At 33.7% G+C, this 25,251-nt stretch carries 23 protein-coding genes and 1 tRNA gene; 8 read left to right on the top strand and 16 right to left on the bottom strand.

The genetic code is table 11. The features are described from left to right. The first annotated feature begins 850 nt into the window (after window positions 1–850). The 3 genes from B0A58_RS03685 to B0A58_RS03675 all read left to right on the top strand — a co-directional run bounded on the left by B0A58_RS03685 (window position 851) and on the right by B0A58_RS03675 (window position 4,457). A complete protein-coding gene (locus B0A58_RS03685; protein WP_165766285.1) occupies window positions 851–1,660 on the top strand; it encodes a helix-turn-helix domain-containing protein in 810 nt (269 codons plus the stop codon). A 312-nt stretch (window positions 1,661–1,972) separates the two neighbouring features. Then, complete coding sequence (locus B0A58_RS03680) at window positions 1,973–2,593, top strand: hypothetical protein (RefSeq protein ID WP_089079932.1); 621 nt, start codon at window positions 1,973–1,975, stop codon at window positions 2,591–2,593. A 301-nt stretch (window positions 2,594–2,894) separates the two neighbouring features. Then, window positions 2,895–4,457, top strand: a complete 1,563-nt coding sequence (locus B0A58_RS03675; protein ID WP_089079931.1) for a hypothetical protein — start codon at window positions 2,895–2,897, stop codon at window positions 4,455–4,457. 89 nt (window positions 4,458–4,546) lie between these two features. On the opposite strand, the gene B0A58_RS03670 is transcribed toward B0A58_RS03675, so the two are convergent. Together B0A58_RS03670 and B0A58_RS03665 are read right to left on the bottom strand one after the other, a co-directional pair. Continuing rightward, window positions 4,547–5,560 (bottom strand): glycosyltransferase family 2 protein, encoded by a 1,014-nt coding sequence (locus tag B0A58_RS03670; protein ID WP_089079930.1) that lies wholly within the window; start codon window positions 5,558–5,560, stop codon window positions 4,547–4,549. 7 nt (window positions 5,561–5,567) lie between these two features. Next, on the bottom strand, window positions 5,568–6,020 hold the full coding sequence (locus B0A58_RS03665) for a type I restriction enzyme HsdR N-terminal domain-containing protein (RefSeq protein ID WP_014085349.1): 453 nt from the start codon (window positions 6,018–6,020) through the stop codon (window positions 5,568–5,570). 111 nt (window positions 6,021–6,131) lie between these two features. Between B0A58_RS03665 and holA the strand changes: the two genes are divergently transcribed. Together holA and B0A58_RS03655 are read left to right on the top strand one after the other, a co-directional pair. Next, complete coding sequence (holA, locus tag B0A58_RS03660; RefSeq protein ID WP_089079929.1) at window positions 6,132–7,136, top strand: DNA polymerase III subunit delta; 1,005 nt, start codon at window positions 6,132–6,134, stop codon at window positions 7,134–7,136. A gap of 55 nt (window positions 7,137–7,191) precedes the next feature. Then, window positions 7,192–7,265: transfer RNA gene (locus B0A58_RS03655), tRNA-Ala, on the top strand. 61 nt (window positions 7,266–7,326) lie between these two features. Here B0A58_RS03655 and B0A58_RS03650 read toward each other — a convergent pair. Both B0A58_RS03650 and B0A58_RS03645 read right to left on the bottom strand, forming a co-directional pair. Next, entirely contained in the window at window positions 7,327–7,953 is a 627-nt protein-coding gene (locus B0A58_RS03650; protein WP_089079928.1) for a hypothetical protein, read from the bottom strand. Between the two features lie 85 nt (window positions 7,954–8,038). Then, window positions 8,039–11,443: a hypothetical protein gene (locus B0A58_RS03645; RefSeq protein ID WP_089079927.1), complete on the bottom strand. Its 3,405-nt coding sequence runs from the start codon at window positions 11,441–11,443 to the stop codon at window positions 8,039–8,041. 184 nt (window positions 11,444–11,627) lie between these two features. On the opposite strand from B0A58_RS03645, the gene B0A58_RS03640 reads away from it, so the two are divergent. Both B0A58_RS03640 and B0A58_RS03635 read left to right on the top strand, forming a co-directional pair. Next, entirely contained in the window at window positions 11,628–12,608 is a 981-nt protein-coding gene (locus B0A58_RS03640) for a phosphatase PAP2 family protein (protein ID WP_165766284.1), read from the top strand. 55 nt (window positions 12,609–12,663) lie between these two features. Continuing rightward, on the top strand, window positions 12,664–13,401 hold the full coding sequence (locus tag B0A58_RS03635; RefSeq protein ID WP_089079925.1) for a phosphatase PAP2 family protein: 738 nt from the start codon (window positions 12,664–12,666) through the stop codon (window positions 13,399–13,401). Window positions 13,402–13,412: 11 nt separating this feature from the next. On the opposite strand, the gene B0A58_RS03630 is transcribed toward B0A58_RS03635, so the two are convergent. Together B0A58_RS03630 and B0A58_RS03625 are read right to left on the bottom strand one after the other, a co-directional pair. Further along, window positions 13,413–13,871, bottom strand: coding sequence for a DUF3127 domain-containing protein (locus B0A58_RS03630; protein ID WP_089079924.1), 459 nt, complete (start codon window positions 13,869–13,871; stop codon window positions 13,413–13,415). Window positions 13,872–13,898: 27 nt separating this feature from the next. Next, on the bottom strand, window positions 13,899–14,777 hold the full coding sequence (locus B0A58_RS03625; RefSeq protein WP_089079923.1) for a flavin reductase family protein: 879 nt from the start codon (window positions 14,775–14,777) through the stop codon (window positions 13,899–13,901). A gap of 142 nt (window positions 14,778–14,919) precedes the next feature. Between B0A58_RS03625 and B0A58_RS03620 the strand changes: the two genes are divergently transcribed. Next, on the top strand, window positions 14,920–15,684 hold the full coding sequence (locus tag B0A58_RS03620) for an Eco47II family restriction endonuclease (protein WP_089079922.1): 765 nt from the start codon (window positions 14,920–14,922) through the stop codon (window positions 15,682–15,684). Here the strand turns inward: B0A58_RS03620 and B0A58_RS03615 are convergent. The 10 genes from B0A58_RS03615 to B0A58_RS03570 all read right to left on the bottom strand — a co-directional run bounded on the left by B0A58_RS03615 (window position 15,675) and on the right by B0A58_RS03570 (window position 25,193). Then, window positions 15,675–15,971 carry a hypothetical protein gene (locus B0A58_RS03615; protein WP_089079921.1) on the bottom strand — a complete coding sequence of 99 codons (297 nt, stop codon included), beginning with the start codon at window positions 15,969–15,971 and terminating at the stop codon, window positions 15,675–15,677. The genes B0A58_RS03620 and B0A58_RS03615 overlap by 10 nt on opposite strands. 3 nt (window positions 15,972–15,974) lie before the next feature. Further along, window positions 15,975–17,210: a DNA (cytosine-5-)-methyltransferase gene (gene dcm, locus B0A58_RS03610; protein ID WP_089079920.1), complete on the bottom strand. Its 1,236-nt coding sequence runs from the start codon at window positions 17,208–17,210 to the stop codon at window positions 15,975–15,977. A gap of 106 nt (window positions 17,211–17,316) precedes the next feature. Beyond that, complete coding sequence (locus B0A58_RS03605; RefSeq protein WP_186809151.1) at window positions 17,317–17,757, bottom strand: methyltransferase family protein; 441 nt, start codon at window positions 17,755–17,757, stop codon at window positions 17,317–17,319. Between the two features lie 10 nt (window positions 17,758–17,767). Continuing rightward, window positions 17,768–18,418 carry a carbonic anhydrase gene (locus B0A58_RS03600; RefSeq protein ID WP_089079918.1) on the bottom strand — a complete coding sequence of 217 codons (651 nt, stop codon included), beginning with the start codon at window positions 18,416–18,418 and terminating at the stop codon, window positions 17,768–17,770. Next, a complete protein-coding gene (locus B0A58_RS03595; protein WP_089079917.1) occupies window positions 18,419–19,390 on the bottom strand; it encodes a Tll0287-like domain-containing protein in 972 nt (323 codons plus the stop codon). A gap of 165 nt (window positions 19,391–19,555) precedes the next feature. Further along, window positions 19,556–21,841: a catalase/peroxidase HPI gene (katG, locus tag B0A58_RS03590; protein WP_089079916.1), complete on the bottom strand. Its 2,286-nt coding sequence runs from the start codon at window positions 21,839–21,841 to the stop codon at window positions 19,556–19,558. Window positions 21,842–22,438: 597 nt separating this feature from the next. Next, a complete protein-coding gene (locus tag B0A58_RS03585; protein WP_089079915.1) occupies window positions 22,439–24,043 on the bottom strand; it encodes a hypothetical protein in 1,605 nt (534 codons plus the stop codon). Between the two features lie 59 nt (window positions 24,044–24,102). Then, window positions 24,103–24,417: a hypothetical protein gene (locus B0A58_RS03580; RefSeq protein WP_133063066.1), complete on the bottom strand. Its 315-nt coding sequence runs from the start codon at window positions 24,415–24,417 to the stop codon at window positions 24,103–24,105. 272 nt (window positions 24,418–24,689) lie between these two features. Then, window positions 24,690–24,992, bottom strand: coding sequence for a thioredoxin family protein (locus tag B0A58_RS03575; RefSeq protein WP_089079914.1), 303 nt, complete (start codon window positions 24,990–24,992; stop codon window positions 24,690–24,692). A gap of 9 nt (window positions 24,993–25,001) precedes the next feature. Further along, window positions 25,002–25,193 carry a hypothetical protein gene (locus tag B0A58_RS03570; protein ID WP_089079913.1) on the bottom strand — a complete coding sequence of 64 codons (192 nt, stop codon included), beginning with the start codon at window positions 25,191–25,193 and terminating at the stop codon, window positions 25,002–25,004. Window positions 25,194–25,251 lie beyond the last annotated feature (58 nt).

Raw genomic sequence — 25,251 nt, 5'->3', positions numbered from 1 at the left:
GTTCATCAATAGGCTTCATTTAATTTGTTAAATCTGGTGGCTTTTTTATACGAAATGATCGTATGATTTTTAGGTTACTTGAGTAGCAAATTGTAGTTGCTTTTATTTCATTATTTTAAATATTTTTTTGTAATTTTTCGATTTGGGTTACTATATTCATTGGTCAATAATCTGGGGGCAAATTTAATATTTTTTGTTTCCGTCTATAACACTTTTATGGATAATATACATTTTTGTACTCTTAAACTAATCACAACATGAGCAAAAATTGTCATATCCAATAAGAAGAAAAATCATAAGAATCATTTTTTCATATTTTATATTGATTTTAAATTAATTTTTTGTATTACTTTTGTCATTGCAAAGATGAAACAAACATTTGTAGTAAAAAAAAATAACGCAAGTGTTTTTATAAAATCATTATAATGAGCATTTTTTTATGATATAAAATAATTATGATGAGGGTTTTTAATGTTGTTTTTTAGATTCTTTTTTGTTTTTAATTTATTTTTTATAATTTCATTTTTACGTATTCATTATAAAGAACCATTTTTTATGTTAAAATACTATTCGAGAACTAAAACAAAATCAAAAATATCCTTGTTTTACAGCCAATATTGACCAAGTTATGCTAATTCAACTCTCAAAACTAAAAAATTTATTCAAGATATACTTTCTGTCTTTGTTTGTATTTTTAGCTATTAATGCTACTTTTTATTATTTGATGGATATTAAATTCTATTTTATAGGATATACCATTTTTATACTATTTAATATTTTATATTTAATCTATTTATATTATTATCAATTAACAAATATTAGTTTATTATTTTATACAAATTTTACTATAATGTTTGTTTTTTTAGGTACTTTCTTCTATTTAAAACTATCACCGCATTTAATTACTTGGCACTTTTCAGTAGGAATAGTAGCTTACAACATTACAAGTAGGTCTTATTTTTATAAATGGTTATTTATTGTAAGTTTATTGACTATTTTAAATTTAATAATTTTGAAATATAATTGTTTTAATTATATCAATAACCTTGATGAATTGTCTATAGTAAGCGATGATTATTATTTTTATTTTAATATGAATACTTCCATATATACAATCTTAATTCTTATATTAACCTTAAAATTCATTACTTATAGTGAGTTATTTAAGAATAATAATTACAAATATTTCATTTTCAGAGAAGAGCATGAACAAGAGAATTTACCAATAACTAAATCTATAACATCCATTAAAAATACAACGCTTACATATTCTAATTTGAATCCTGAAACTGTATTTGACAATGAACAAATCAAAAATTTATTTGATAAAATTAAATACAGTATAGAGAAAGAGCAAAAATTTTTAGATAGCACACTAACATTATCTAGCCTTGCTTTATATTTGAATTCCAATTCCTCTTATGTTTCAAAAGCTATTAATCAATATGCCGATATGAATTTTAATGACTTTATCAATCAATACAGAATAGATTATTTTAAATCACTTTTGAATAATAAAGACAATGACACATTCAAAGTAACTTATTTATCAACTATTTCGGGATTTAAAAACCAATCGACTTTTAATAAAGCTTTTAAAAAAATTGAAAATATCACCCCATCAGATTATCTTAAATCATGCTTTCCACAAAAAAAATGATTTTTTATATCCTATTTGTTTTAATATTTATATAAATAAATTAATAAAAAACAATATAATTGAAGTAATTTAAAAAAAACATTAAAACAAATAAATTATAAACCGAGTACACAAAATCGATAAATTTATTTTTTTTAACGCTGAAAGCACCATTTTTGATCATTAAAGAAATATATTTCCGAAAATCAAATCATTAAATGCAAAAAAAATGCCATTTAAAAATAAATACAAAAAACGCCTATTTGGAAAATCAAATACAGTTTATGTATATTTGTATCTTTAAATCAATGGATTATAAACATTACTTTTGTCGTGAAATCTAAATTATTCCTTTTGATTGCATTTGTCGTTTCGCATTTGTCGTTTGGACAACATGCGATAGATTCTGCTGGAGTATATATCAAAGGAGTTGTTTATATAGCTCAACAAAATGTAGTGATTCGAAACATGGACTTAACTTTGGACCATTCGGTCATTTCAGGAGATGGTACTATTGAAATGCAATCAAACCGAACTCAAAACTTAATTTGTCGTACCACAAACGACAAACGTATTTTAATTTCATCACCAAATGCAGTGCATATTGAAACGGGTAATCATGTTGAAATAGCCATTGCTAGTATTTCAAATCAGGGAAAATGTAATGATTTTAATGAAAAAAAGATTTTATCAAACCCTATTTTGAAAAATGTAATTAGCGAAACAGCACCAATTAATAAAGAAAAACAGTATTTGTTTTTTAAAAATGCTAAATTCAAACCTTTCAAAACCAGTTTAATTAACCAACAATCCGTTTTGGATTGGGATTTGAACCCTAAATTGGACATGATAGTCATTTATTTTGAATTAGATACACGCAAAGACATTTGTACCCCCACAAACAAATTCAACAATTGGGTTCTGCCTTTTGATGAAAACCCTCCAAAAGTATAACATTAGGGCTAAATTTTATAAATTACAGCATTTTTGGCGTTAGGGATGGTAGTGGAAATCCTTTTTTTGAGGCTTATTGTGCCAAAAAAAGATTGGATTTAACACTCGCCCTTGTAAGGACACCTAAAAAATGCTAGACTCATTTATTATTCTATCTACAATTTAGCCCCCTTTAGCTGTGAATAATTTCAACTATAGCTGAGGTATTGAAAATTTTAGCGATTATTATTAGTCAAACATATAATTTGACAGCTTTTTTTTAAAAATCTTGTCAATACAAATCAATTATTTAATATATATAATGAAAAAAACAAAATTACTATTGTTAATTTTGCTGCTATCTGCAGCTGGTACCTACGCACAAGTAGGAGTAGGTACAACCAATCCTCAAGGTGTTTTTAATGTGGATGCGTCAAAAGATAATGCTGCAACAGGAGCCCCTACAGTTGCACAACAAGCCAATGATTTTTTTATTAATGCTGCTGGAAGAGTAGGTATTGGTGTACTACCAGGAACAAATAAGTTACTTGTTAATGGTAGCGGGAAATTTACACCAACTACAACAAACGATGGTGCTGGAGAACCCGTTTCTATAGAAATGTATGGCAAAGCAGGAACTGGAACCTATACCTCTGTAGGTGGAATAAAATTGTCTTGGTATGTTGCAACAGGTGGTATTGATATCCTAAGAGGCCCGTCTGATAAAGGTGTAGGGTTAGGGTTCAGTATTGCATCTGAAACAAATGTTACATCTGAAGCCATGCGAATTAGCGCTACTGGAAATGTAGGGATAGGAACTACAAGCCCCACGGAAAAATTAGATGTAACTGGTAATATTAAATTATCCGGAAAGTTAATGCCTGGGGGCAACGCTGGAACAACTGGTCAATTGTTATTTAGCCAAGGGACTTCTGCAGCACCACAATGGATATCGCCTTCTGTTACAAACTTACCTACTTTTTATTCAGTTGATGGTGTTCTTGCTGGAAATAGAAATGTTGTAATGGAAGATAAAACTATAATATTTTCAACAGATAATACAAAAGTCAATGCCTACAATATTGATAGTGGAACATTTTCTTTAGATGCCTTGAATGACAGAGTAGGTATTGGAACAACAAGTCCTTTAGCAAAATTAGATGTTCAATCATCCGTAAAAGAAGTAGCTAGATTTACGAGTAGTCAAACTTTGAATAATTTTAGTCATGTTGCTATCGGTAATGCCTCAGGTTCTTGGGCAAAACTAGCCTCAGGTTCTGGAGCTTTTGCTATTAGAAATTATAATACTGACGCTACAGTGTTTTATTCAGATTTAGTTAGTGGAAATACGGGAATTGGTACATCTTCACCTTCTACTAAATTAGAAATAGATTCTGGTACAGCAGATGATAGTGGCCTTAAATTAACCAAACTTACCTCTGCGTCTGTAAACACATCTACTGCCACCACTGCAGCTTTAGGAGTAAATGCCTCTGGTAAAGTAGTAACAATGGGGACCTCCAAAAGAGTTGATAGCGTGGCTACTAATGGAGTGGTTACTTTACCTGTTGCGGCTTTTGGTACTTATAAAGTAACCGTGTCTGGATCACATGGCAATTATAAAACATTTGCAGATGAATATTTAATTTGCTACGCCAACACTTTTGTTAAAATTACAGCTGTTCATTTATCAAGTGCTTATTCTAACGGTACCACATCAATAGCTACTACTCCACCTAATACAGATAGCTTTAGTTTGACACCAGGACATGGCATTTATAAACTGACATCTTCTATGGTTTATGGTGATCAACAATGTAACTTGGTTGCTACGGCATTAACAAATACTGAAATTATTTCAATAAAAACGCAAGTACTCTGGTAGAATAGAATTATGAGAAGGCTGTACAAAAAATATTGTACAGCCTTTTTTTTTATCCTATTTTATTTTTCTAAAATTCCATATCAGTTGAACTAGTTTTTTTTCAAATCCGAATATTTTTTTTGCCTTTTTATAAAATATAAATATACAATACTCTGTACCTTAAAATATGTTTGTATTGTAGGATTGTTCCGTTTTTTGTAAAACCGGACAAACATTTGATAAAATTTAAAATGAGCTTTGATAATTGCCCATATATGACTCCATTTGCCTTTTGTAAGAAATTGTATTCCAGCCAATCCATCTAAAATCAATCGAAAAAACAAGGTGCTATATAACTGATTTTGAGGAAGGTTTTTTGTAAGCATCAATAATGAATTTCTAAAATTCAAATACGTTTTTTGTGGATTTCCTTGTTCTAATGTTGCTCCTCCCACATGGTACACCGTGGATTGACTCACATATTTGATATGATAATGTTGGTTGATAGCCCTCCAACACAAATCAATTTCTTCTTGGTGTGCAAAAAAATCAGGATCAAAACCTTTTAAGGAATCAAAAACAGGTTTTCGTATAAAAAAACAAGCCCCCGAAGCCCAAAATATTGTGGTATTGTCGTTGTATTGTCCACAATCTTCTTCTATTGTGTCAAAAAATCGACCTCTACAAAATGGAAAACCAAAACGGTCTATAAAACCACCAGCTGCTCCTGCATATTCAAAATATTTCTGTTTTTTGAAATCCAAAATTTTCGGTTGAATTATTGCAGTATTTGGTTCATTTTCAAAGGTTTGTATAATAGGGACCAGCCAATTATGGGTAACTTCAATATCAGAATTTACTAGCGCATACACATCGGCATCTACCTGCTGCAAAGCTTCGTTATAGCCTTGTGCAAAACCAAAATTATAAGCATTTTGAATGATCTGAACCTCTGGATAATGGTTTTGCAACCATAAAACAGAATCGTCTGTAGAGGCATTGTCGGCTACATAAACCGTTGCTCCATCCGAAAATTGAAGTACCGAGGGCAAAAACTGTTCTAAAAGTGTTTTGCCGTTCCAATTTAAAATGACAATGGCAATTTTTAATGGTGATGCTATCATAAAAAAATCAATTAGGTTGGTTCATTAAAGGCAATTGAGACAAAAAAGTATAAGCTTCTGCATCAAAATCCAAGCTACAAAAATAATGATTCAATCCATTACTTACCATCAAATATTGGGCTTTGAGCGTCAAATTGTAGCGGGCAATTTGGTCGAATGTGTCTTGCGAAATTTTAATTTGTGGGGCTTTACACTCCACAAGCAAAAAAATAGATCCATCTTTTTGAAAAACGACAACATCATATCTTTTGGTTAAATTATTGATTTTCAATACTTTTTCAACATTTATCAACGATTTTGGATACCGCAAAACTTGTATCAAATATTGAACCACGTGTTGTCGCACCCACTCTTCGGGGGTAAGGATTATAAATTTTTTTCTGATTTCATCAAAAATAGCCGTTTTATTAGCTATTTTTTTAAATCTAAATTCAAAAACAGGAAAGTTTAATTCTTGCATGGCACAAAAATAAATAAAAATATAGGAATTATAAAGTGCCTGTATTAAGGTTTGTTGTAATTTTGTTTTTTTATTAAAAAAATCAGTATTGGGATAGCCCAAAAAAGCATTATGGACGAAGCAGTAAAAATAGTAAACGATATTAAGGCAGGAAATATAAAACCTATCTATTTTTTGATGGGTGAGGAACCGTATTATATAGATAAAATATCTGATTATATAGAAAAAAACGTATTATCTGAAGACGAAAAAGGTTTCAACCAATCGGTTTTATATGGCCGAGATGTTACCATTGAAGACATTGTTGGGAGTGCCAAACGCTACCCCATGATGGCCGACCGCCAAGTAGTTGTTGTAAAAGAAGCCCAAGAACTGAGCCGAACTATAGACAAACTCGAATCCTATGCTGCACAGCCCATGGCTACTACGGTTTTGGTGATTTGTTATAAATATAAAACCCTAGACAAACGCAAAAAAGTAACCAAACTCATCGAAAAAAATGGCTTGGTGTTTGAAAGCAAAAAATTATATGAAAATCAAGTTGGCCTGTGGATCACACGTGTATTGAAAGGCAAAAACCTTACGATAGAACCCAAGGCAAATGCCATGTTAGTCGAATTTTTGGGTACTGATTTGAACAAAATTAATAACGAAATAGAAAAATTACAAATCATTTTGCCTTCTGGTGCTGCAATAACACCCAAAATTATTGAAGACAATATTGGCTTTAGCAAAGATTTTAATGTATATGAATTTAGAAAAGCCATTGGCGAACGCAATCAAGTAAAAGCCTATAAAATAGCCCATTATTTTGCCGAAAATCCTAAAGAACATCCCATTGTAGCTACAACAAGTTTGATTTTTAGTTATTTTGTACAATTGCTTCAATATCATGGATTGAAAGACAAGAGTTCCAAAAATGTAGCGGTCGTATTAAAAATCAATCCATATTTCGTGAAAGATTACGATATAGCCCTAAAAAATTATCCGATGCGAAAAGTAAGTGCCATTGTGGCTACCCTACGTGATATAGACGTGAAGAGCAAAGGTGTTGGCGGCAATTCTATACCAATGGGCGATTTGCTTAAAGAAATGTTGATTGGCATTTTTAATTAAATAAACCCATTATTTTTTGTACATATCCAAAATATGTTTATATTTGCACCGCATTGGGGGATTAGCTCATTTGGCTAGAGCGCTTGCCTGGCAGGCAAGAGGTGGTCGGTTCGAATCCGATATTCTCCACATCAAAAAAACCGCAATCCTTTTGGAATTGCGGTTTTTTTTACTTTTATAGGAATACAAACTATTTATCTTTAGCAATATACGTTTTGTTTCCGTTGTCGTTAATGTAGTATCTGCCTCCTTTTGGTCCTGTATATACTTTTTTTCCATTGTATTCGCCTGTTACTTTGTCTGTCGTTTTTGTAACAGTGGTTTTGGCTTTGGTTTCAGTAACTTTTACTTCTTTTTTGGCTTTAGTTTCAGCAGCTTTTGGCATTTCTTTTGCCTTGGTTTCAGCAGTTTTTGCCTCTTTTTTGGCTTTAGTTTCAGCAGCTTTTGGCATTTCTTTTGCCTTAGTTTCGGCGGTTTTTGCCTCTTTTTTGGCTTTAGTATCAGCAGCTTTTGGCATTTCTTTTGCCTTAGTTTCGGCGGTTTTTGCCTCTTTTTTGGCTTTGGCTTCGGCAGCTTTGGCGTCTTTTTTAGCTTTAGCTTCGGCAGCTTTAGCATCTTTTTTAGCTTTGTCCTCTGCATCTGCAGCGTCTTTTTTAGCTTTAGTTTCGGCAGCTTTAGCATCTTTTTTGGCTTCAACTACTTTTGTCGAGGCTTCTTTTTTGGCTTTTTTAGCTTTGGTAGCCATTCCTGCCACATCCTGTGCATAAAATGAGTTTGAAAATAAAGCGAAAATGGCTAATAATAGTAACTTTTTCATTGTGTTTGATTTTTTAAATTATAATATAAAATTAATCATTTTTTTGATTCAAAAATACATCTTTCAAAAATCGAGCCACATTTTTTTAAAAAAAGGCTTTTAACTGAATATTTCCAGTATGAATGGTTTGCGAGGTGGCCGATTTTCTGCCTTGGTATTGTATGCTAAGATTCAAATATTGGGTAATATTTTTTTGAACCATCAGTCGCCAGGTGCTGTTTTGTCCAGCCTGAAGCCCTTCGAGCATTTGAAAAGCAACAGGCGAAATGGGATTGCCCTGAAACTGATTGTCATAAAAATGAGTTTCGGCACTAACCGATGTTTTGCTTTGACCCATATACGAAAAAACCAATCCCAGATGGCTTTGCTTTAAAGTTTCTGAACCCAAAAGGACGTTTTCTTTTTGCTGATAAGCCATAATAAAATCCAAATTGGTTGTTTTGGAAAACAAATACCGTAGGGAAGGCATCAAATCAAAACTTTTGATTTTGTAATTTCGACTGGTATAATTTTCTGAATTGACCTCAACAATACTCGATTTGACCTGAAAAGCGGCAAGCCAACTTTTTTGTATCAAATGTTCGTATTGCAATTGGTGCAACTGGTTTTGGTTTTCGACCGAGCCAACAGATAACCAATTTTTGATATTGCTTTTCAAAAAAGTGTAGGTTATAGTGTGCTGCTGTTTGCCTCTGTTATAATAAAGGGCATTTCGCAAATGAGTATTTATACTCAAAGCTTGATTTGAATTTCCAAAAGGATTCAAATCAAAATGATCTGATAATTGCAGTATTTTTCGTTCAGCCAAAAGGTTGGTGTGGTTGTAAAATCGTGTCCAAATTGATTGGCTTCCAAACTTATTTTGCCAAACACTTGGATTGATAATCAAATTTTCTGTTAGTTTATTTTGATGTGTTTTAACAAAAATTTGGTTTGGCAAAAACACCCTTACATATTTGGCTTGATCTGGAAATGGAGCTGTTTCAAATTCTTGTAGTTCCTGAATCCCATTTTGATTGTAATCGTTCCAAGCATAAACTCCTTGTCCTGGGGGTACTTCTATGTACGTAAATTCTTGTTGAGGAACGCTGCCCGACTGGGTTTCATAACCAAAGGTGTTTTGTATCAATTGATTCAAAAAAGTGCCGTTGTATAATATCCTAGAGTTAATTGCGGTTTCTTTTTTTTGTAAAATATTTTCAAAAGCAAGGGTTCGATGGTTCAGATAAAAAGACAACTGTTGATTTTGGTTTTGAATTAATTTTGATTTGATATAATAAGTTGTGGATTGATTGACTCTTTTCAAAATACCTTGTTGAAGGCTGTCGTTGAATCGTTTTTGAAACCCCAACTCTACAAAAACTTTGGTAGAATCGCCCCTTGAAACAAAACCCGAAAAAGCATTAAATCGTTGGCTTAGTACTGATAATGTATTGGTATTCCATAGCCTTTGTTGGTTGTTTTCTGTCTTGGAAGTCAATCCAAAACGATTTTGTTGTATCGTATAAGTTATTTTGCTGTCGTTTTTAAAAAAAAGGGTGTTGGCCTCCGTACTATGGCTTTGCAAATAACTGGTTTGTTGAAAAATGTGCCATTTTTGATGTCGCATTTGAGCCAAAAAAAGGTGTTTGTTCCCCGAAAATGAACTGCCAAAAGCCAAATTTTCATATTGGTATTGCAGCAATCCTTTTTGTGGGTGGGTTGCCTGAAGCCCCAAAACCCAATATTGTTGCTCCCCTCCTACTGCTGGCAAACTCCAATCACGGTTAAACTCTATAGACAAAACCCTTTCGATGGGTTTAAAATGTTGTTGTATAATATCAAAATTGGCCAACGCATCCAATTGCCATTTTTTGCTGATCAACCGTTGCTTGAGGTGCCATTTGCTGGCCAAGCCAATATTATTTGCATCATCAAGATTTGAAAATAAATTTTGATCGTGTTGGCTCACAGCTACTTCAAAGCTAATATTTGTTTTGTCGTTTGGATTATATTTCCCAAAAACAGTAGCCATTTGAAGTTTTATAGGAGCTACTAATTTGACTATTGGCTCATAATTTCCTTGAAGTATGCCGCCTATGGGTGCAACATATTGGTAAATTTTGCCAATAGCATTGGCACTTTCCAACCTGTAATGCCCTTGATTGTTGCCTACCAATAAAAATTTTACTTGATACAACTCGTCTGTACTATTATTAGAATATTCAAAAAAAGTTTCGTTGTTTTGGATGACTTTTTTGTATAAAATTTTATTATTAGAATACGTATCCAAAAAGGCCGACGGAGCCACCATCAGGTTTGGATTGTCGCCAGCGGCCACCAAATATGATACTTGATCTGCTGATAGGTTTTGCATCAAGGGTTGGTTTTTTACATCATTTTCAGAGTATATAAAACTACTCAACTGCCATTTTTTAGCTTCGTGTTGCACGCCAGAATAAGCCACAAATCGGGTAAAATTTTGATTTGTATATTGGTATTCGACTGCAATTCTCATTTCGGAGTTTATAGGATACAAAGCTGTAAATCTAATTTCGCCAGCATTATAATCGATAACATATTGTTTGTTTTCGCCTCGTTCCAATAAAATTCCATTTACAAAAACACGTTCAGAGCCTGCAATGACTAATACATACAATTCGTCGTTGCTGCCTCTAAGTTTGTAGGGCCCTTGATTGCCTTCTTGTCCTACAAAATTGCTTTTTGCATATTGCCCTCTAACTACTGCTGCCGAGGCATAGATATTGGTTTTTGCATCTTGGCTATGGGTTGTTATTTGGGTTGAAACGCCTTGTAGTTTTTTATTGAAATTTAAAAAAGTGGATTGTCTGTTTTCCAAAAACAAATCTCCAGCCCTAACCTGCCATTGTGGTGCCTGAAGTTCAATAAATATTTGATCAAACTCGTTAAGCCTTTGCGAATATCCATCGTTTTTTAGGGGAATATTACTGTCCTGAATTGAGGCTTTTAGACTGATATTTTGGGCTATTTTTCCTGTAATTTGCAAATCGAGGTTTGAATTTACAACCGAGTTTTGATTGTTTCCAATAGTGAGTCCACGGCTAATGCTACCCGAAGTATTTAGTCCATCTAATGGTTTAAATGGCTTTAATTGGTCGTCTTTACTTTTATACAATTGGTCGCCATATTCGTTTTTTACAATTCTATTGTCGTCAAAATAAGCATATTTTTTTGTTAAAAAATCGGGCCATTTTTGATAACTCACTTGTATTGAATCTGTACTTTTTTGAAATTTAGGTTTAAGAATTAATAACGATTTTTGAAAATCAATATGATAATAAGAGGTGTCTAAAATTTGATTTTGAGCATTTTTCAGTTCAAAAAAAGAGGGATTGATACTGTTTTTTTCTAAATAAATACTATCTTTTAAAACAAGTATTTTTTTATTTTTTTGCAATATAAAAGTTTCTTGAGCATAAGCTGTGCTACAACAAACAAATAAAATGACTTTCAAATAAAATTTCAACATACTTTATACAACGAATAAGTGCCAAAAGTAGTATGTTTTTGGTACAAATTATTTATTTGAACTTTAATAATTCCTGTTTTTGAATAAAAAAGGATTGTTCTTATTTAAAACAAACATAAATAAGTATGGTTTAAGTTGTTTTTAAGCGAAAGATCCATTTAAAATGAATATTTTTGTTAAAAAAATGAAAATGAAAATTAAGTATTTTCTTGTATTTATATTATTAACACAAATAGTAACTACTACTGCACAACAAGTTGATAGCTTATCAAAAGTAGTAAAAACACAACGTTATACGTTTGAAAACGGCGATGTTTATGAATACCAAAAGCCTAAACTATTTGATTTTATTACACATATTCCAAAAGACGTGGCGGGTACATTTGTAGATTTTGGGCAAAAAAATCATTTGATAGCCCTTGGAAGTGCTACTCTTGCTACAGTGGCCATTTTGCCGATGGATCAAAGGCTAACCGATCAATCTAGGCTATTTGGCGAGAAATTAAATATGGAAAAAACGGCTCATTATCAAAATTTTGGCCCATTGTCTAATATTCCACCAAATGTAACATCGGGAATTTATCTCATTGGCAATGGCACAACGCCTATTTTATTAAGTATGGGTTTTGCTACTTATGGCTGGATTGCCCACGATTTAAGAGCTTTGAATACAGCAGCAGGTTTGTTTGAAAGTCTTGCTACCTCTGGAGTGTATAGCCAAACCATCAAGAGGATAACCGGCAGACAAAGTCCATCACCAGCCCTTGCTAGTGGCAATCCAGGAGGCGATTGGAATCCGTTTCCAAGTTTTATTGCATATACTCAAAACACTCCAAACTATGATGCCATGCCCTCTGGACATTTAATGACAGCCACCTCGGCTTTGTATGTAATTATGGAAAACTATCCTGAAAAAAAGTGGATTCGTCCCCTTGGTTTTTCGATGATAGGTGTATTGGGTTTTCAAATGGTTCAAAGCGAAGTACATTGGGTTTCTGATTATCCTATTGCATTGGTTATGGGTTATGTAATTGGCAAAAATATTGCCAATTCTAAAATCAAAAAAACTTTGGCAAAACCGCAAGAAGTTAAAAAATACAGTCTAAAATTCAATGCTTCAAGGAATTTTGGGTATAATCTAGTTGGAGCCAAAATCATTTTTTAATCTATTGGTAGTCCTACTGATTTTCGACAAAATCCATTCTAAATCACATCAACAAATGAAAACAAAATGGCTAATTCTTTTTTTTATTTTGAACGTAGCAACTTTTTTTGCCCAACAAACAGACAGTATCCAAAATTTTAAGCCGTCAAAAACCTGTCATTTCAAATTTTTTATTGTACCAACAGCTTTGATTTCTAGCGGGTTTTTATTGTTGCATACAAATGAAAATCAACACTTACAAACAGAAATAAGGACTATTTTTGGACAGGATTTTCAAACAAAAATAGACAACTATACCCAATTTGTGCCTCTAGTACAAGTTTATGGTGGACGCTATTTGGGTTTTAAGCCCCAAAACAATGTTTTGCATCAAAGTATAAATCTTGCTGTTGCTAACCTGATTATGGGAACGGTCGTTGGAACGATGAAGCACAGTTTTTCGGCACAACGCCCAGATGCCTCCAATAACTTGAGTTTTCCTTCGGGACATACTGCAACGGCTTTTACTAATGCCTCTATATTGTTTTATGAATATAAAGATAGTAATTTGTGGTATGCTAGTAGTGGCTATTTGTTTGCAACTGCAACAGGATTGCTTCGAATTGCAAACAACAAACATTATACTTCGGACGTATTGACAGGTGCTGGAATTGGAATGGGAATAGGACTCGCAGTATCCTATTGGAATCCTTTCAAATCGTTACAATTTCATAAAAATAAAAAAACCCAAGCCCTTTTGTATCCTCAAGTTGGAACACAATATGGTTTGGGTTTACTGATTAGGATGCCTTAAATGAGTTGGTATTAAAAAGGCAAATCATCGTGCTCTTCCTCTGTAAAGTTGGTTACTGGAGGAAATGTTTGAGCTTGAGGGGGTGCCTGCTGAAATTGCTGCGCAGGAGCTTGCTGCTGGTATTGTGGGGGTGCTTGTTGCTGATACTGTGGAGGTGCTTGTTGCTGATACTGTGGAGGTGCTGGAGCTCCTGGTGCTGCCAATCTTTCGATTCGCCATCCTTGTATGTCGTTAAAATATTTGACTTCGCCTTGAGGATTTACCCATTCTCTTCCTCTCAAATTGATTGAAACTTTAACGTCTTCACCAATTTGAAAATTGTTCAAAGTATCGCATTTATCTTGAACAAAATTGATTGAAATATACTGCGGATACTGCTCTTCTGTAGCAACCACGATTTCTCTTTTTCTAAACGACGCACTAACCTGTTGCTCTGGATTAATGACTTTGATTTTTCCGATAACTTCCATTTTGATATATATTAAATAATTCTGATTCTATTGTTGATATGCTAAAAGAACTTTCCAAGCCATAAGGACTTGATTCTGGTCCAAATAAGCTTTGGCTTTTTCAAAAACTGCATTTTCGCTAGATGTTTTCAAAAAATTTTGCATCTCTAAATTTTCTTGTACAAATGTATTAATTTCTTCTGAATTTGGCAAAATTTCTATATTTCCTAATTTTCCCAAATCGTTGCCACAAAATACGGTACTTTTTTGAATAGCCATCGGAATGGCATCTACGCCTATACCCAAATTGACCAAGGGTTTTGCTACTTCAAAAAGTCCTTCTTTGGCACGAGAATACCAGTTTTTGCCTAATCGAGAGACTAAATCTATTTTTTCGGGGTCGATGCTCCCTTCTGCATCCAAAATCGAGGGGTTGATGTGTATTTTGACTACTTCGCAAATGATCAAATGCCCTGCTCCTCCTAGTGTGCCTAAAGGTTTGATTTCGTTTACCTTGCACTCCAATTGAATGGGACTTTCCAAAACTCTAAAAGGTTTAACCTCATGCGATGCTATTGGAGTAAATCCAGATTTTAAAAATTCGTTTACCCCCGATGGATATTCTGTGCTAGAGAGCGACATTTGTTGTACCATATCAAAAGACACAACATTAATAACCACTTCGTTTGTGGCCTCGCAATTGATAAGGGTATGTTTGAGCGAGTGGTCTCGAACACGGCGGGCAGGCGAAAACACCAATATTGGCGGATTGGCACTAAAAATATTGAAAAAACTGAAAGGCGACAAGTTGGGACATCCCAACACATCAACGGTGCTAGCCAATGCAATGGGTCTAGGAGCAACTGCCCCCTGAAGGTAGCCTTGGAGCTCGGAAACCGAGAGTTCGGAAGGTATAATACTAATCATTTGAAATCATTTTTTTAGCAAAAATACTAAACATCTTTTTAGATTGTATTGAAAAGCAATTATTTATTTTGCAATGCCCATTTAGATGGATTACACTTGCAACACCAGAAAAAAAATGTAATTTTGCCTAAAAAACAGCCACATGAAAAACAAATATGTCGATTTTGTTTCTGATGATCATTTTTTAAAGTGTGTAGCCAATTTACATACCGCTTATTTGAAAGCCAAAAATAATGTTTCAAAAAAGCATTTTTATTCCAATAAAGTAGATACCATTAAATTAACTTTTGATGCCAAATTCAATGCTATTGACGAAGAAAGCTTGATTCGGGCAGAAATATTGAGACAAATTGACAAATCCATCAACAATTCAATAGGCACTTTTCACGAACAAATTTTGGGCGGAATTGCAGGTTTTGAAGTGGGCAATTTGAGTGGGTTTGACATTAAGGCAACGGATAATAGTTTGTTTGCAGATATTAAAAACAAACACAATACTATGAATAGTAGTTCTGCCGAAGCACTATTTCAAAAGCTATCTAGATATGCGGATGATTATAAAAAATCTAAATGTTATTGGGTACAAGTTTTAGCAAAAACGAGTTTTTGTGAACTTTGGAAAGGAGATATAAACGGAAAAGAATACGGACATAGTAGGGTTTATAAAATTTCAGGCGACCAATTTTACGCATTACTTTCAGGTCAAAATGATGCTCTTTTTCAATTGTATAAAAGCTTACCAATTGCAATAAATGATTATTTAGAATCCATTGAAAAAATAGCAACAGAAAAAGAAAACTCGGCTTTAGAGGAAATTAAAATAGAAACAGAAATTTCAAAAAGAACCATTTTAGATCAAATTACCTTTGAAAATTATAGTTATTATTTAGGGTTTGATCAGTTATAATTTTCTTGTAAAAGCAAATATTTTAAAATAAGTTCAATGTTTTTCTTAACCTGAATAATATTAGAATTCAAACCGAAATGTTGCAATTGATGGATAGGATTTTGAATTATAAAATCAACAGTAATATAGACAGGGATTAAATTTCCCCTTCCTTTTTTAACAAAATCTATTTTTTCTTGCCAATTAATGTTTTCAAATCGATTGTCATCTTTCCAATTTTCATGTAAAACTTGTTGAATTCTTTTCAATTGACCTATTTTGATTACGCCTGAGATTTCATTTTTCATACTTTATTTTTTCATTAAATTATAATAACTATTCAAAAATTTAACAATTGAATAACCTACTTCTTTTCCTAGATTCACTGGAACGGCATTTCCAATCTGCTTATACTGCTGTGCCACAGAGCCTTCAAATTCCCAATCATCGGGAAAAGTTTGTATTCTGGCATATTCTCTAACGGTAAACGGTCTTGTTTCTTCTGGGTGGCATCTTTCGGTTTGCTTTTGTGCTGGACTACAAGTTAAAGTCAAACAAGGTTCGTCCCAACCAATACGTCTGGCAATACCCGTTTTTCCACCTCCAAGATGAAAACTTCCGCCCATAAATTCTTTTTGAATCTCTAATGGTAAATCCCGCCAATAGCCTTTCTGTGGAACCAAATCTAAAACATCAATCTTACTTTTTGGATATTTTGAACCTTCTGATTTTGGTACATCACAATCAAATAATTCTCCTTTTTTCAAGGCATCTTTTAAATTGTAAATTTTCTTATAAGGCTTTGGATATTCGTATTTTATGTCAATATCTTTTCTAATTCCAACTAAAATCAATCGTTCTCTTTTTTGTGGAACATTAAAATTTATCGCTTTCAAAACTTGAACAGGAACTACGTTGTATCCAATTTCGTCCAGAATAGAAATCATGCCTTGCAAGGTTTTTCCGTTTTCATGGCTTAATAATCCACGAACATTTTCGCCTATACAAATGGGAGGATTTACTTCTTTTACCGCTCTAGCAAATTCATAAAACAAAGTGCCTCTTGCATCTGCTAGTCCTAATTTTTTTCCAGCATAACTAAAGGCTTGACAAGGAAAACCACCTGTTACAATATCCACTTTATTTTCATATTCGGTGAAACTAAAGGATTTGATATCGCCTTCTAAAACGTTCCAATTCGGTCTGTTTTTTCTTAAAGTTTGACAAGCCCATTTATCCATTTCATTTAAGGCTACACATTTTAAGCCAGCCTTTTCCATTCCAACGGCTAAACCTCCCGCGCCTGCAAAAAGTTCGAGCACAGTATATTCATGATGTGGTTCTACAAAATTAGAAACTGTTTCTTGATTGTTTTCATCCAGAAAATCGGCAAACAATGTATCCACGTCTGATTTTCTATACATCCTGTAATTGCTCATGGGTTCCCGAACTGCTGTTAGCTTTCCTTCTTTATCCCAACGTCTTAATGTTTCTTTACTTTTACCTATATAGTCAGATGTTTCTGAAAGCGTCATATATTCATTCATAACCAAATTGTTTAACCTTATTCAAGGGTTACAAATTTAGATTAAAGAATGTAAATTACCAAAACTATTTTTAATAAAATAAGTCATATTTTTATTGCGGAATTTCTCAAAAAAACCTTCTCACTTTTTTTTGATAGTCTTGGTATTCTGGGAATTTTTTAGCTAGTTGTTGCTCTTCATATTGTGATTTGAAATAAAACAACACAACAAGTAATCCGCTGATAATCAATTTATAATATGATGTTTGCGAGATGGCATTTCCAACTGCCAACATCAAAATACCGCTATAAATAGGGTGTCGGGAATACTTGAAAACTCCCTTGGACAACAAGGTCGAATGGCTTTTTGGGGTAGGAAATATGGTTAAACTCGTGTTCAATTGCAAAACGGCCATCAATACAACTAAAACTCCGAAAACAGTTAGTATCAACCCCATATCAATCAGTGTTTTATGGGCTTCAAAATGGGGCAAAACATCAAAAGCATACAATCCAAACAAGAGGAACTGTATGCTTACCATTAGATAATCTTTGGTTGTTTTTTTCAAAAGAAGGTGTCTATAATGGGGTAACTTTTCCGTTTTTGACATCATACAACAACTGAACTACCTGAACGTGGTGTTCTTTGATCAACTCGTCTTTGCTTAACGAGGTAGCTGCATGCAAGGTATTGGCTTTGATACAACTATTCAAATAATTATCGCTTATTTTTGGAATTGCTTTTATTTCCTTTTCATGGTCTATGGAACTCAAAATGTCGTCAATATGGGTGTGGTGTTTTTTGAAACATTTGTTTTTATCGCTCACAAAAGCTTTTACAGCACCACAATCGGTGTGTCCCATAACCACAATGAGTTTTACATTCAAATGTTCGACGGCATATTCTATTGTGCCAAAATCTATATCAGAAATTACATTTCCTGCATTTTTGACAACAAATAAATCCCCTATTCCTTGATCAAAAATAATGTCTGGATCAACCCTACTGTCTGAACAAGTAAGCACCACTGCAAAGGGATGTTGTTTTTTACTACTATTGGTAACGGCTTTTAAATCATGGTGGATGTTGAGCGATTGTCCTTCGATAAATCTTTTGTTTCCATTTATCAATTTTTCTAAACCTGTTTCTTTTCTGGTTTTGTCCGCAGCTTCGTTTTGACAACTATTCAATAGTATCAAACTTACAAATAATATTACTACTTTTTTCATTTATTGTTTTTTAAATGTTATACTCCATAGCCCCCTTATATTGTTTTCTACATAGCCCACGGCCAAGTCCTTTGGGTATAATTTTTTAATTTGATTGCCCACTTCAGGCTTTATTTGTTTTCCATGACATTGCAAGCACATCATATTGGTTTCTATTGGATAATAAAATTGTACTTGCTTTCCTCTTTCAATAATTACGGGTTTCATTTCTTTTTTGGCAATCATATCAGCTTTAAATTTTTCGATGTACTTTTGTTCCTCTGCATTAGCCTTGTTGTTTGGATTTCTATTTTTATCTGATACTCTTTTGATTACGGCATTGTATTTTGTTGCCATACTATCTGTTAATGGTATTGCATGATGGTTACAAAAAGCTAGTGCTTGCAATGTTCCTTTTTTTTGAATAGTTCCCATAAGGTTTTTACCTAATATTTTTTGGGTTTCAAGCGCATAGTCTAACCCAATATGATCTAAAGTTTTATGGGCAGACGCTTCCTGATATATATTTTCTGATTGTGTCCAATTTTTATTGCCATGGGCTTCCCAGTGGGCTTTGAACCATTCTGGTGCTTCTATTTGGTAATCATACATAAAATCAGCTATTTTTTCTATGCTTGCTTCAGGATATGCTTGCTTTGGCATTAGACCAAATCGATCAAAAGCTCCTTTCAAATGAACTTTATCTGTTGTTGGATTTTGCACAAAATTTTGTATTAAAGCTATAAAATCTTTTTTATTGTTTGACACTTTTAAATAATGCTCTTTTACTGCAATCATCGGAGGTGCAATTCTGCCTGCTGTCGCTGCTGCCTTCGGACTGTGGCAAGTGTAACAGTGGGTTTCCATTAATTGTTTGCCTTCGTGATGGGTTAGGACAACTCTTTTTTCAGAAAGGTTTTGGTTTGATTGTGCTTTTTTTTCTTGACATCCAAACATAAATATTGAACTTATCAAAATTATTATATACTTCATGTTGTTTGTATTTAATAGTACAAAAGTAGGAAGATACACAACTGCAACCTGTGACTTATGTTACAAACCTATTGTTAATTTTGATTTGAGATAGATTTTAAATTTGCAATTCATAAAAAAGCCGCCTCATAACGGAGGCGGCTTTTGGTATTTAATGTGATTTTTTTATTTTTTTGCTGTAAAAAAATCAAGCATCATGACTTTGTTCCAAGCGGCAACAAAATCGTTTACAAATTTTGCTTTTGCATCGTTGCTTCCATATACTTCAGCCAAAGCACGTAACTCTGAGTTTGAACCAAAAATTAAGTCGGCACGAGTAGCTGTCCATTTTGCAGCACCAGTTGTTCTGTCTTTTCCTTCAAAAACCTCTTTTGAGTCATCAATAGCAGTCCAAGTGGTATTGATATCCAATAAATTAGCAAAGAAATCATTGGTTAATTTATCTTTTTCTTTAGTGAAAACGCCATGCTTAGCACCATCAAAATTAGCGTTCATTGCACGTAAACCACCCACTAAAACTGTCATTTCTGGTGCAGTTAAAGTTAATAATTGTGCTTTATCAACCAATAATGCCTCTGTTGCAACGGTATATTTGGTTTTTAAATAGTTACGGAAACCATCAGCTGTTGGCTCCAAAACTGCCATACCTTGTACGTCTGTTTGCTCTTGTGTGGCATCCATTCTTCCTGCTGTAAAAGGTACATGAACTGTGTAACCTGCATTTTTAGCAGCTGTTTCAACTCCGTAAACTCCAGCCAATACAATTAAATCGGCCATAGATACTTTTTTAGTAGCACTTTTTGCATTAAAATTTTTCTGTATTTTTTCAAGACTTGCTAACACTTTTGCAAGTTGTTTTGGGTTATTTGCAGCCCAGTTTACTTGTGGCTCTAAACGGATTCTTGCTCCATTTGCGCCTCCTCTTCTGTCAGAACCACGGTAAGTTGATGCTGATGCCCAAGCTGTTGCTACCATTTCGCTTAGAGTTAAACCAGATTTTGCAATTGCTGCTTTTAATGCTTTGATGTCATTCGTGTTTACTACTTCATGATTTAAAGCAGGAATTGGGTCTTGCCAAATCAAATCGTCTTTTGGAGCTTCTGGCCCTAGGTAAGTAGTTTTTGGCCCCATATCACGGTGCGTTAATTTGAACCAAGCCTTTGCAAATGCTGTTTCAAATTCTTTCGGATTATCATAAAAACGTTTTGATATTTTTGCATATTCAGGATCAAATCGAAACGATAAATCCGTTGTTAGCATAGTAGGTAAATGTTTTTGAGATTTGTCAAAAGCATCAGGAATGATAGCTTTTCCGTTTTTAGCTACCCATTGGTGAGCACCAGCGGGGCTTTTGGTTAATTCCCATTCGTTATCATATAATATTTTGAAAAACCCAAAGTTCCATTGTGTTGGTGTTGCAGTCCAAGTAACTTCTAATCCAGACGAAATGGCATCGGTACCCTTACCAGATTTGTAGGCACTTTTCCATCCTAAACCTTGCTCTTCTATACCCGCAGCTTCTGGATCTGCGCCAACGTTACTAGCAGGGCCTTTACCGTGTGTTTTACCAAAAGTATGGCCACCTGCATTCAAAGCGGTAGTTTCTTCATCATTCATTCCCATTCTTCCGAATGTTTCTCTAATATCTTTGGCGGCCAAAAGCGGATCTGGATTTCCTGCAGGCCCTTCTGGGTTTACATAAATCAATCCCATTTGAGTTGCAGCCAACGGATCTTCTAAATCCCCGTCAATGCTTCTTGCATGATCCAACCATTTGTTTTCAGAACCCCAATATACGTTAGACTCTGGTTCCCAAACATCTACTCTACCTCCAGCAAAACCATACGTTTTGAAACCCATTGATTCTAACGCTACATTTCCTGTAAGAATCATTAAATCTGCCCATGAAATTTTGCTTCCGTATTTTTGTTTAATTGGCCATAACAATCTTCTGGCTTTATCCAAGTTTACGTTGTCTGGCCAGCTATTTAAAGGGGCAAAACGCTGCTGTCCAGCTCTAGACCCACCACGTCCGTCTCCAGAACGATAGGTTCCAGCACTGTGCCAAGCCATTCTAATAAATAAAGGGCCATAATTTCCAAAATCGGCAGGCCACATATCATTAGATTGTGTCATCAAGTCTTGCAAGTCTTTCTTTAAAGCGTTGTAATCCAATGTTTGAAATTCTTTTGCGTAATCAAACTCTGCACCCATTGGATTGGACAAACTAGAATTTTGACGCAATACATCCAAATTCAATTGGTTGGGCCACCATTCTTTGTTACTCTTGGAATGAGTAGTACCCTTACCATCCGAAGGAACATGCTTTTCATGGCCAGCTCCCTCTTTTTCTGAAGCTCCAGACATTCCTGTAACAGGACATTTTCCTGTTTGTTGTGCCATACCTAACGAGGCAACTGATAAAGTTGTTAATAGAATTACTTTTTTCATGCTATAATGTATTAATATTAGATAAGACAAAGGTAGCATTTAAACCCTTGCTTAACGCATTAGATACAATGTTTATCATGATATAGTAATAGTTTTTAATTATAATTTCTGTATTTTGAATCATTTTTAATAATAATTTTTTCCAATAGCTAGTTTATCATGGAATGCCAAGTGATTGAACTCAAAGGCTTTTTGATTTTTTTTCTTATCAAAAAAAAGTTGACCTAAAATGACGACTAAAACCACTTGAAATTCAAAAAAAATTAATTTAAATTTGACTTTATTACACGTCATTAAATATATTTAAGGCCTACTGTAAAACTAAAAACAGTCTTTGTTGTGCAAGTACGGCTCATTTTTAGATCAGTTTGTTGAATACCAGTTGCAAATAATCCAATTTTTGTCATTTTTATTTGAAAAATAAGAAGCTATATTTTCATAAGAAATTTAAGTGCACATTTTTTTTTGAATTAAAAAACATTTGAATAGAAACCAAAAATAAGATTTATTATTTTTTATTAATTATTAAGATTTTTTTTATTAGAACCTAAAATAATTAAAAAAAGGCTGATAAATAAATATCAGCCTTTTTTATGGTTAATTTACTTTGATTATCTTCTCCGAAACATAAAATTTTCCATCAAATATAAAAGTAACCACAACCATATTGGCATTTTTCGCTTTTGCAAGGCTAAAATTCATAGTCGTTTTTCCTGCCTGAATCGATTCTATTTCCCCTTCCTCAACTACTTTCCCGTCTAATGTAGTGATCATATAATTAACTGTGGCAGCGTAGGGCATATCAAATCCCAATTGAATCGTATCTTTTGTGGTTGGATTTGGTGAAAACCGAACTTTAAACGGATTTTTCCCATCAATAGCTGCAGTGCTCAAAGTTTCATTTTTTACTAATTTCACTTCATAAACCGTTGGGTCTGCGGAGGTGTTCGAGGTTTGATTGTCGGTAAAGGCAGAAATGGAACTACTTAATATGCCTCCATAGATATGACCAATTACAAATTCATCTTCTGAAATTGCTGCCAATTGAATCACTTCATTGCTATAATGAGGTACGTTTTTATTTGGTATAAATTCAGCACCTGAGCCTTTTAAATTAGGCATTTCTATCGGTAATTTATACTCAAATAAGGCTCCAGAACCATTTCTACTCACACGACTTATTGTTTTCACAAAAGGCACATTGTCATCTTGAATCAAGGTGCTTCCATTATAATAATATTGACTCATACCTCCAAAAAATAAATTGTGCATTTCATTGGAAGTCGCATCATATAATCCCACTTTCCCCGAATGATAATGACTCAAATATTGATTGAAATTGGTCTGTGGATAATGCCCATCTGCTTTAATATCAACTGGATACAAAAATGGCAAATCAAATGACACTTGAAAAACGCCTGATGAAATCGTATAGCCCAATGTTCCATCTGGAAACACTTGTGGTACCAAATTATAATCTCTTCGGTGCAAATGAACCCCATCGGTTACCGTTTCATAATTGGAAAAACTCAAACTGTTTCCCGAATTATTGATAGAAAATTTTCGTATTTGATTGGAATAGGTTTGTGTAAAAGTAGGATGATTCATTGGGTTGTATCTGCCGTCAAATTGATGCCCTCCTATCAAATAAAATGTGGACCCAATTTTACCCAGTTGCCCTCCTGTTATCGCAAAATTTGAATGGGTAATTTGTTTAAAATAAGGCGTAATTGAAGTGCCTGCAACAATGGCAGCTATCAAATTGGGAACATCAACCGCTGTTAAATTAGCAAACGTTTTATGATCATTTGCCGTTGCCGAAAAAGCATAGCCATCCGAAATATACAACGTGTCTTCGTCTTGATAAAAATTAAAATTTGTAGCTTGTAATTGTTCTTTAAGTCCTGTGGATAAAGCAGTTACAGAAGCCGTCCAAACTTGTTGGGTTGCCACATCAACCACATAAATAGTCGAATTATTTTGTGCATTTGGAAAGGCATTAAAGGGTTGACGAGCATGAATCCCGTCTTTCCTTCCACCGATAATCAACCATTTTCCATTGTGTTGACCAAAGGCATACGAATGCAATCCTGGTAAATTTGGAACAGAAATTGGAGTTAAAACTACATCATAATTAAAAGTAGTTTGTGCCTTTGTACTCAAACAAAATAGCACCAAAAGCAATTGAGAAATTTTTTTCATTTTAAAATAAATAATAAGTTAAATCGTATTTTATTATACGAATTTAAATAAATTAAACGTCATGATGGAATGAAAAATTTAGGTGGATGCCAAATATTATGTTGGTATTTTTGAATAAAAAGGGTTTCGTAATACGATTTTTTCGTAGGTGTATTGTGTAAATCATAAAAAGAAATAGAATGAAAAAAGAATTCATTTATAATTTGCATCGGATTAAATTGTAAACTCATAATAAATTTACTTTTTTCACAATCTGGTTTGTCTAGCTCCATTTTTTCGCACGAATGGCCCATCCATAACTTGATAGCTCGAACAGACGGCAAAGTTGTCAAAGTCATTACGTAAAATAGTAACAAGAAAATTCTAATTTTCATAAATCAAATATCCGTTTAATGGTACACCACACACAAAAAAAACAGCATGTCATCAACAAATAACTTTTTGGGCGTTCCCCAAGGGTCGGGCTATCCGTTGCAAACAACGTTCATTGAACTCCAAAAGAAATATTATATTGTTAAATAATCTTTTTTGATTACCACATTCAGATACTATATTCGTGCATTACAACTCCTCCTTTGGGGGCTGGCTTCTAAAAGATTTCCAATACTATCCCTAAAGCAAACACGGTCTTTTAATGAACCTTCGCTTAATGTGTATAATCTAACACTTTTTTGATTATGGCTTCTTTAGACAATACAGCCGTAGATTGCCACACTTTTTCCCCTTCAAAAAACAAAACCAACATAGGCAAAGAATGGATATGGTATTGATTAGCCAAATGAGGTACCTCATCAATATCCACGGTATATACCGCTACACGTTGTCCAATAGCCTTTTTTACTTGCTGAAGCGTTGGTGTAATCATTTCGCATGGATCGCAGGTTGCCGCCTTGAAATTGATCAATATAGCATCCCTATTTTCGATGAGTTGTTTGATTTGTTGTTCCATAAACTTGTATTAATTCGATTTTGGTACACTACAGCCGTTAGCACCACAGCCTATATCAAATAGTGCTTGTATTAAAAAAAAACCTGCAAAAAATAAGAAAAAATACGACTCCGTACTAATAGCATGGTATGCCATAGCCAAACCAGCTACCAAACGTACCCAACGCATAAAATGCCAATTGCTGAAAATTAGTTTTTTCATTTTGATAAAAAATTATTTCTTAGTTAATGATGTTGTTCAGGGTGTGAAGCAATCATTA

The sequence above is a fragment of the Flavobacterium branchiophilum NBRC 15030 = ATCC 35035 genome, assembly GCF_002217205.1.
GTDB classification, from domain to species: Bacteria; Bacteroidota; Bacteroidia; order Flavobacteriales; family Flavobacteriaceae; genus Flavobacterium; species Flavobacterium branchiophilum.
This window is presented reverse-complemented; position numbering and strand designations above follow the sequence as displayed.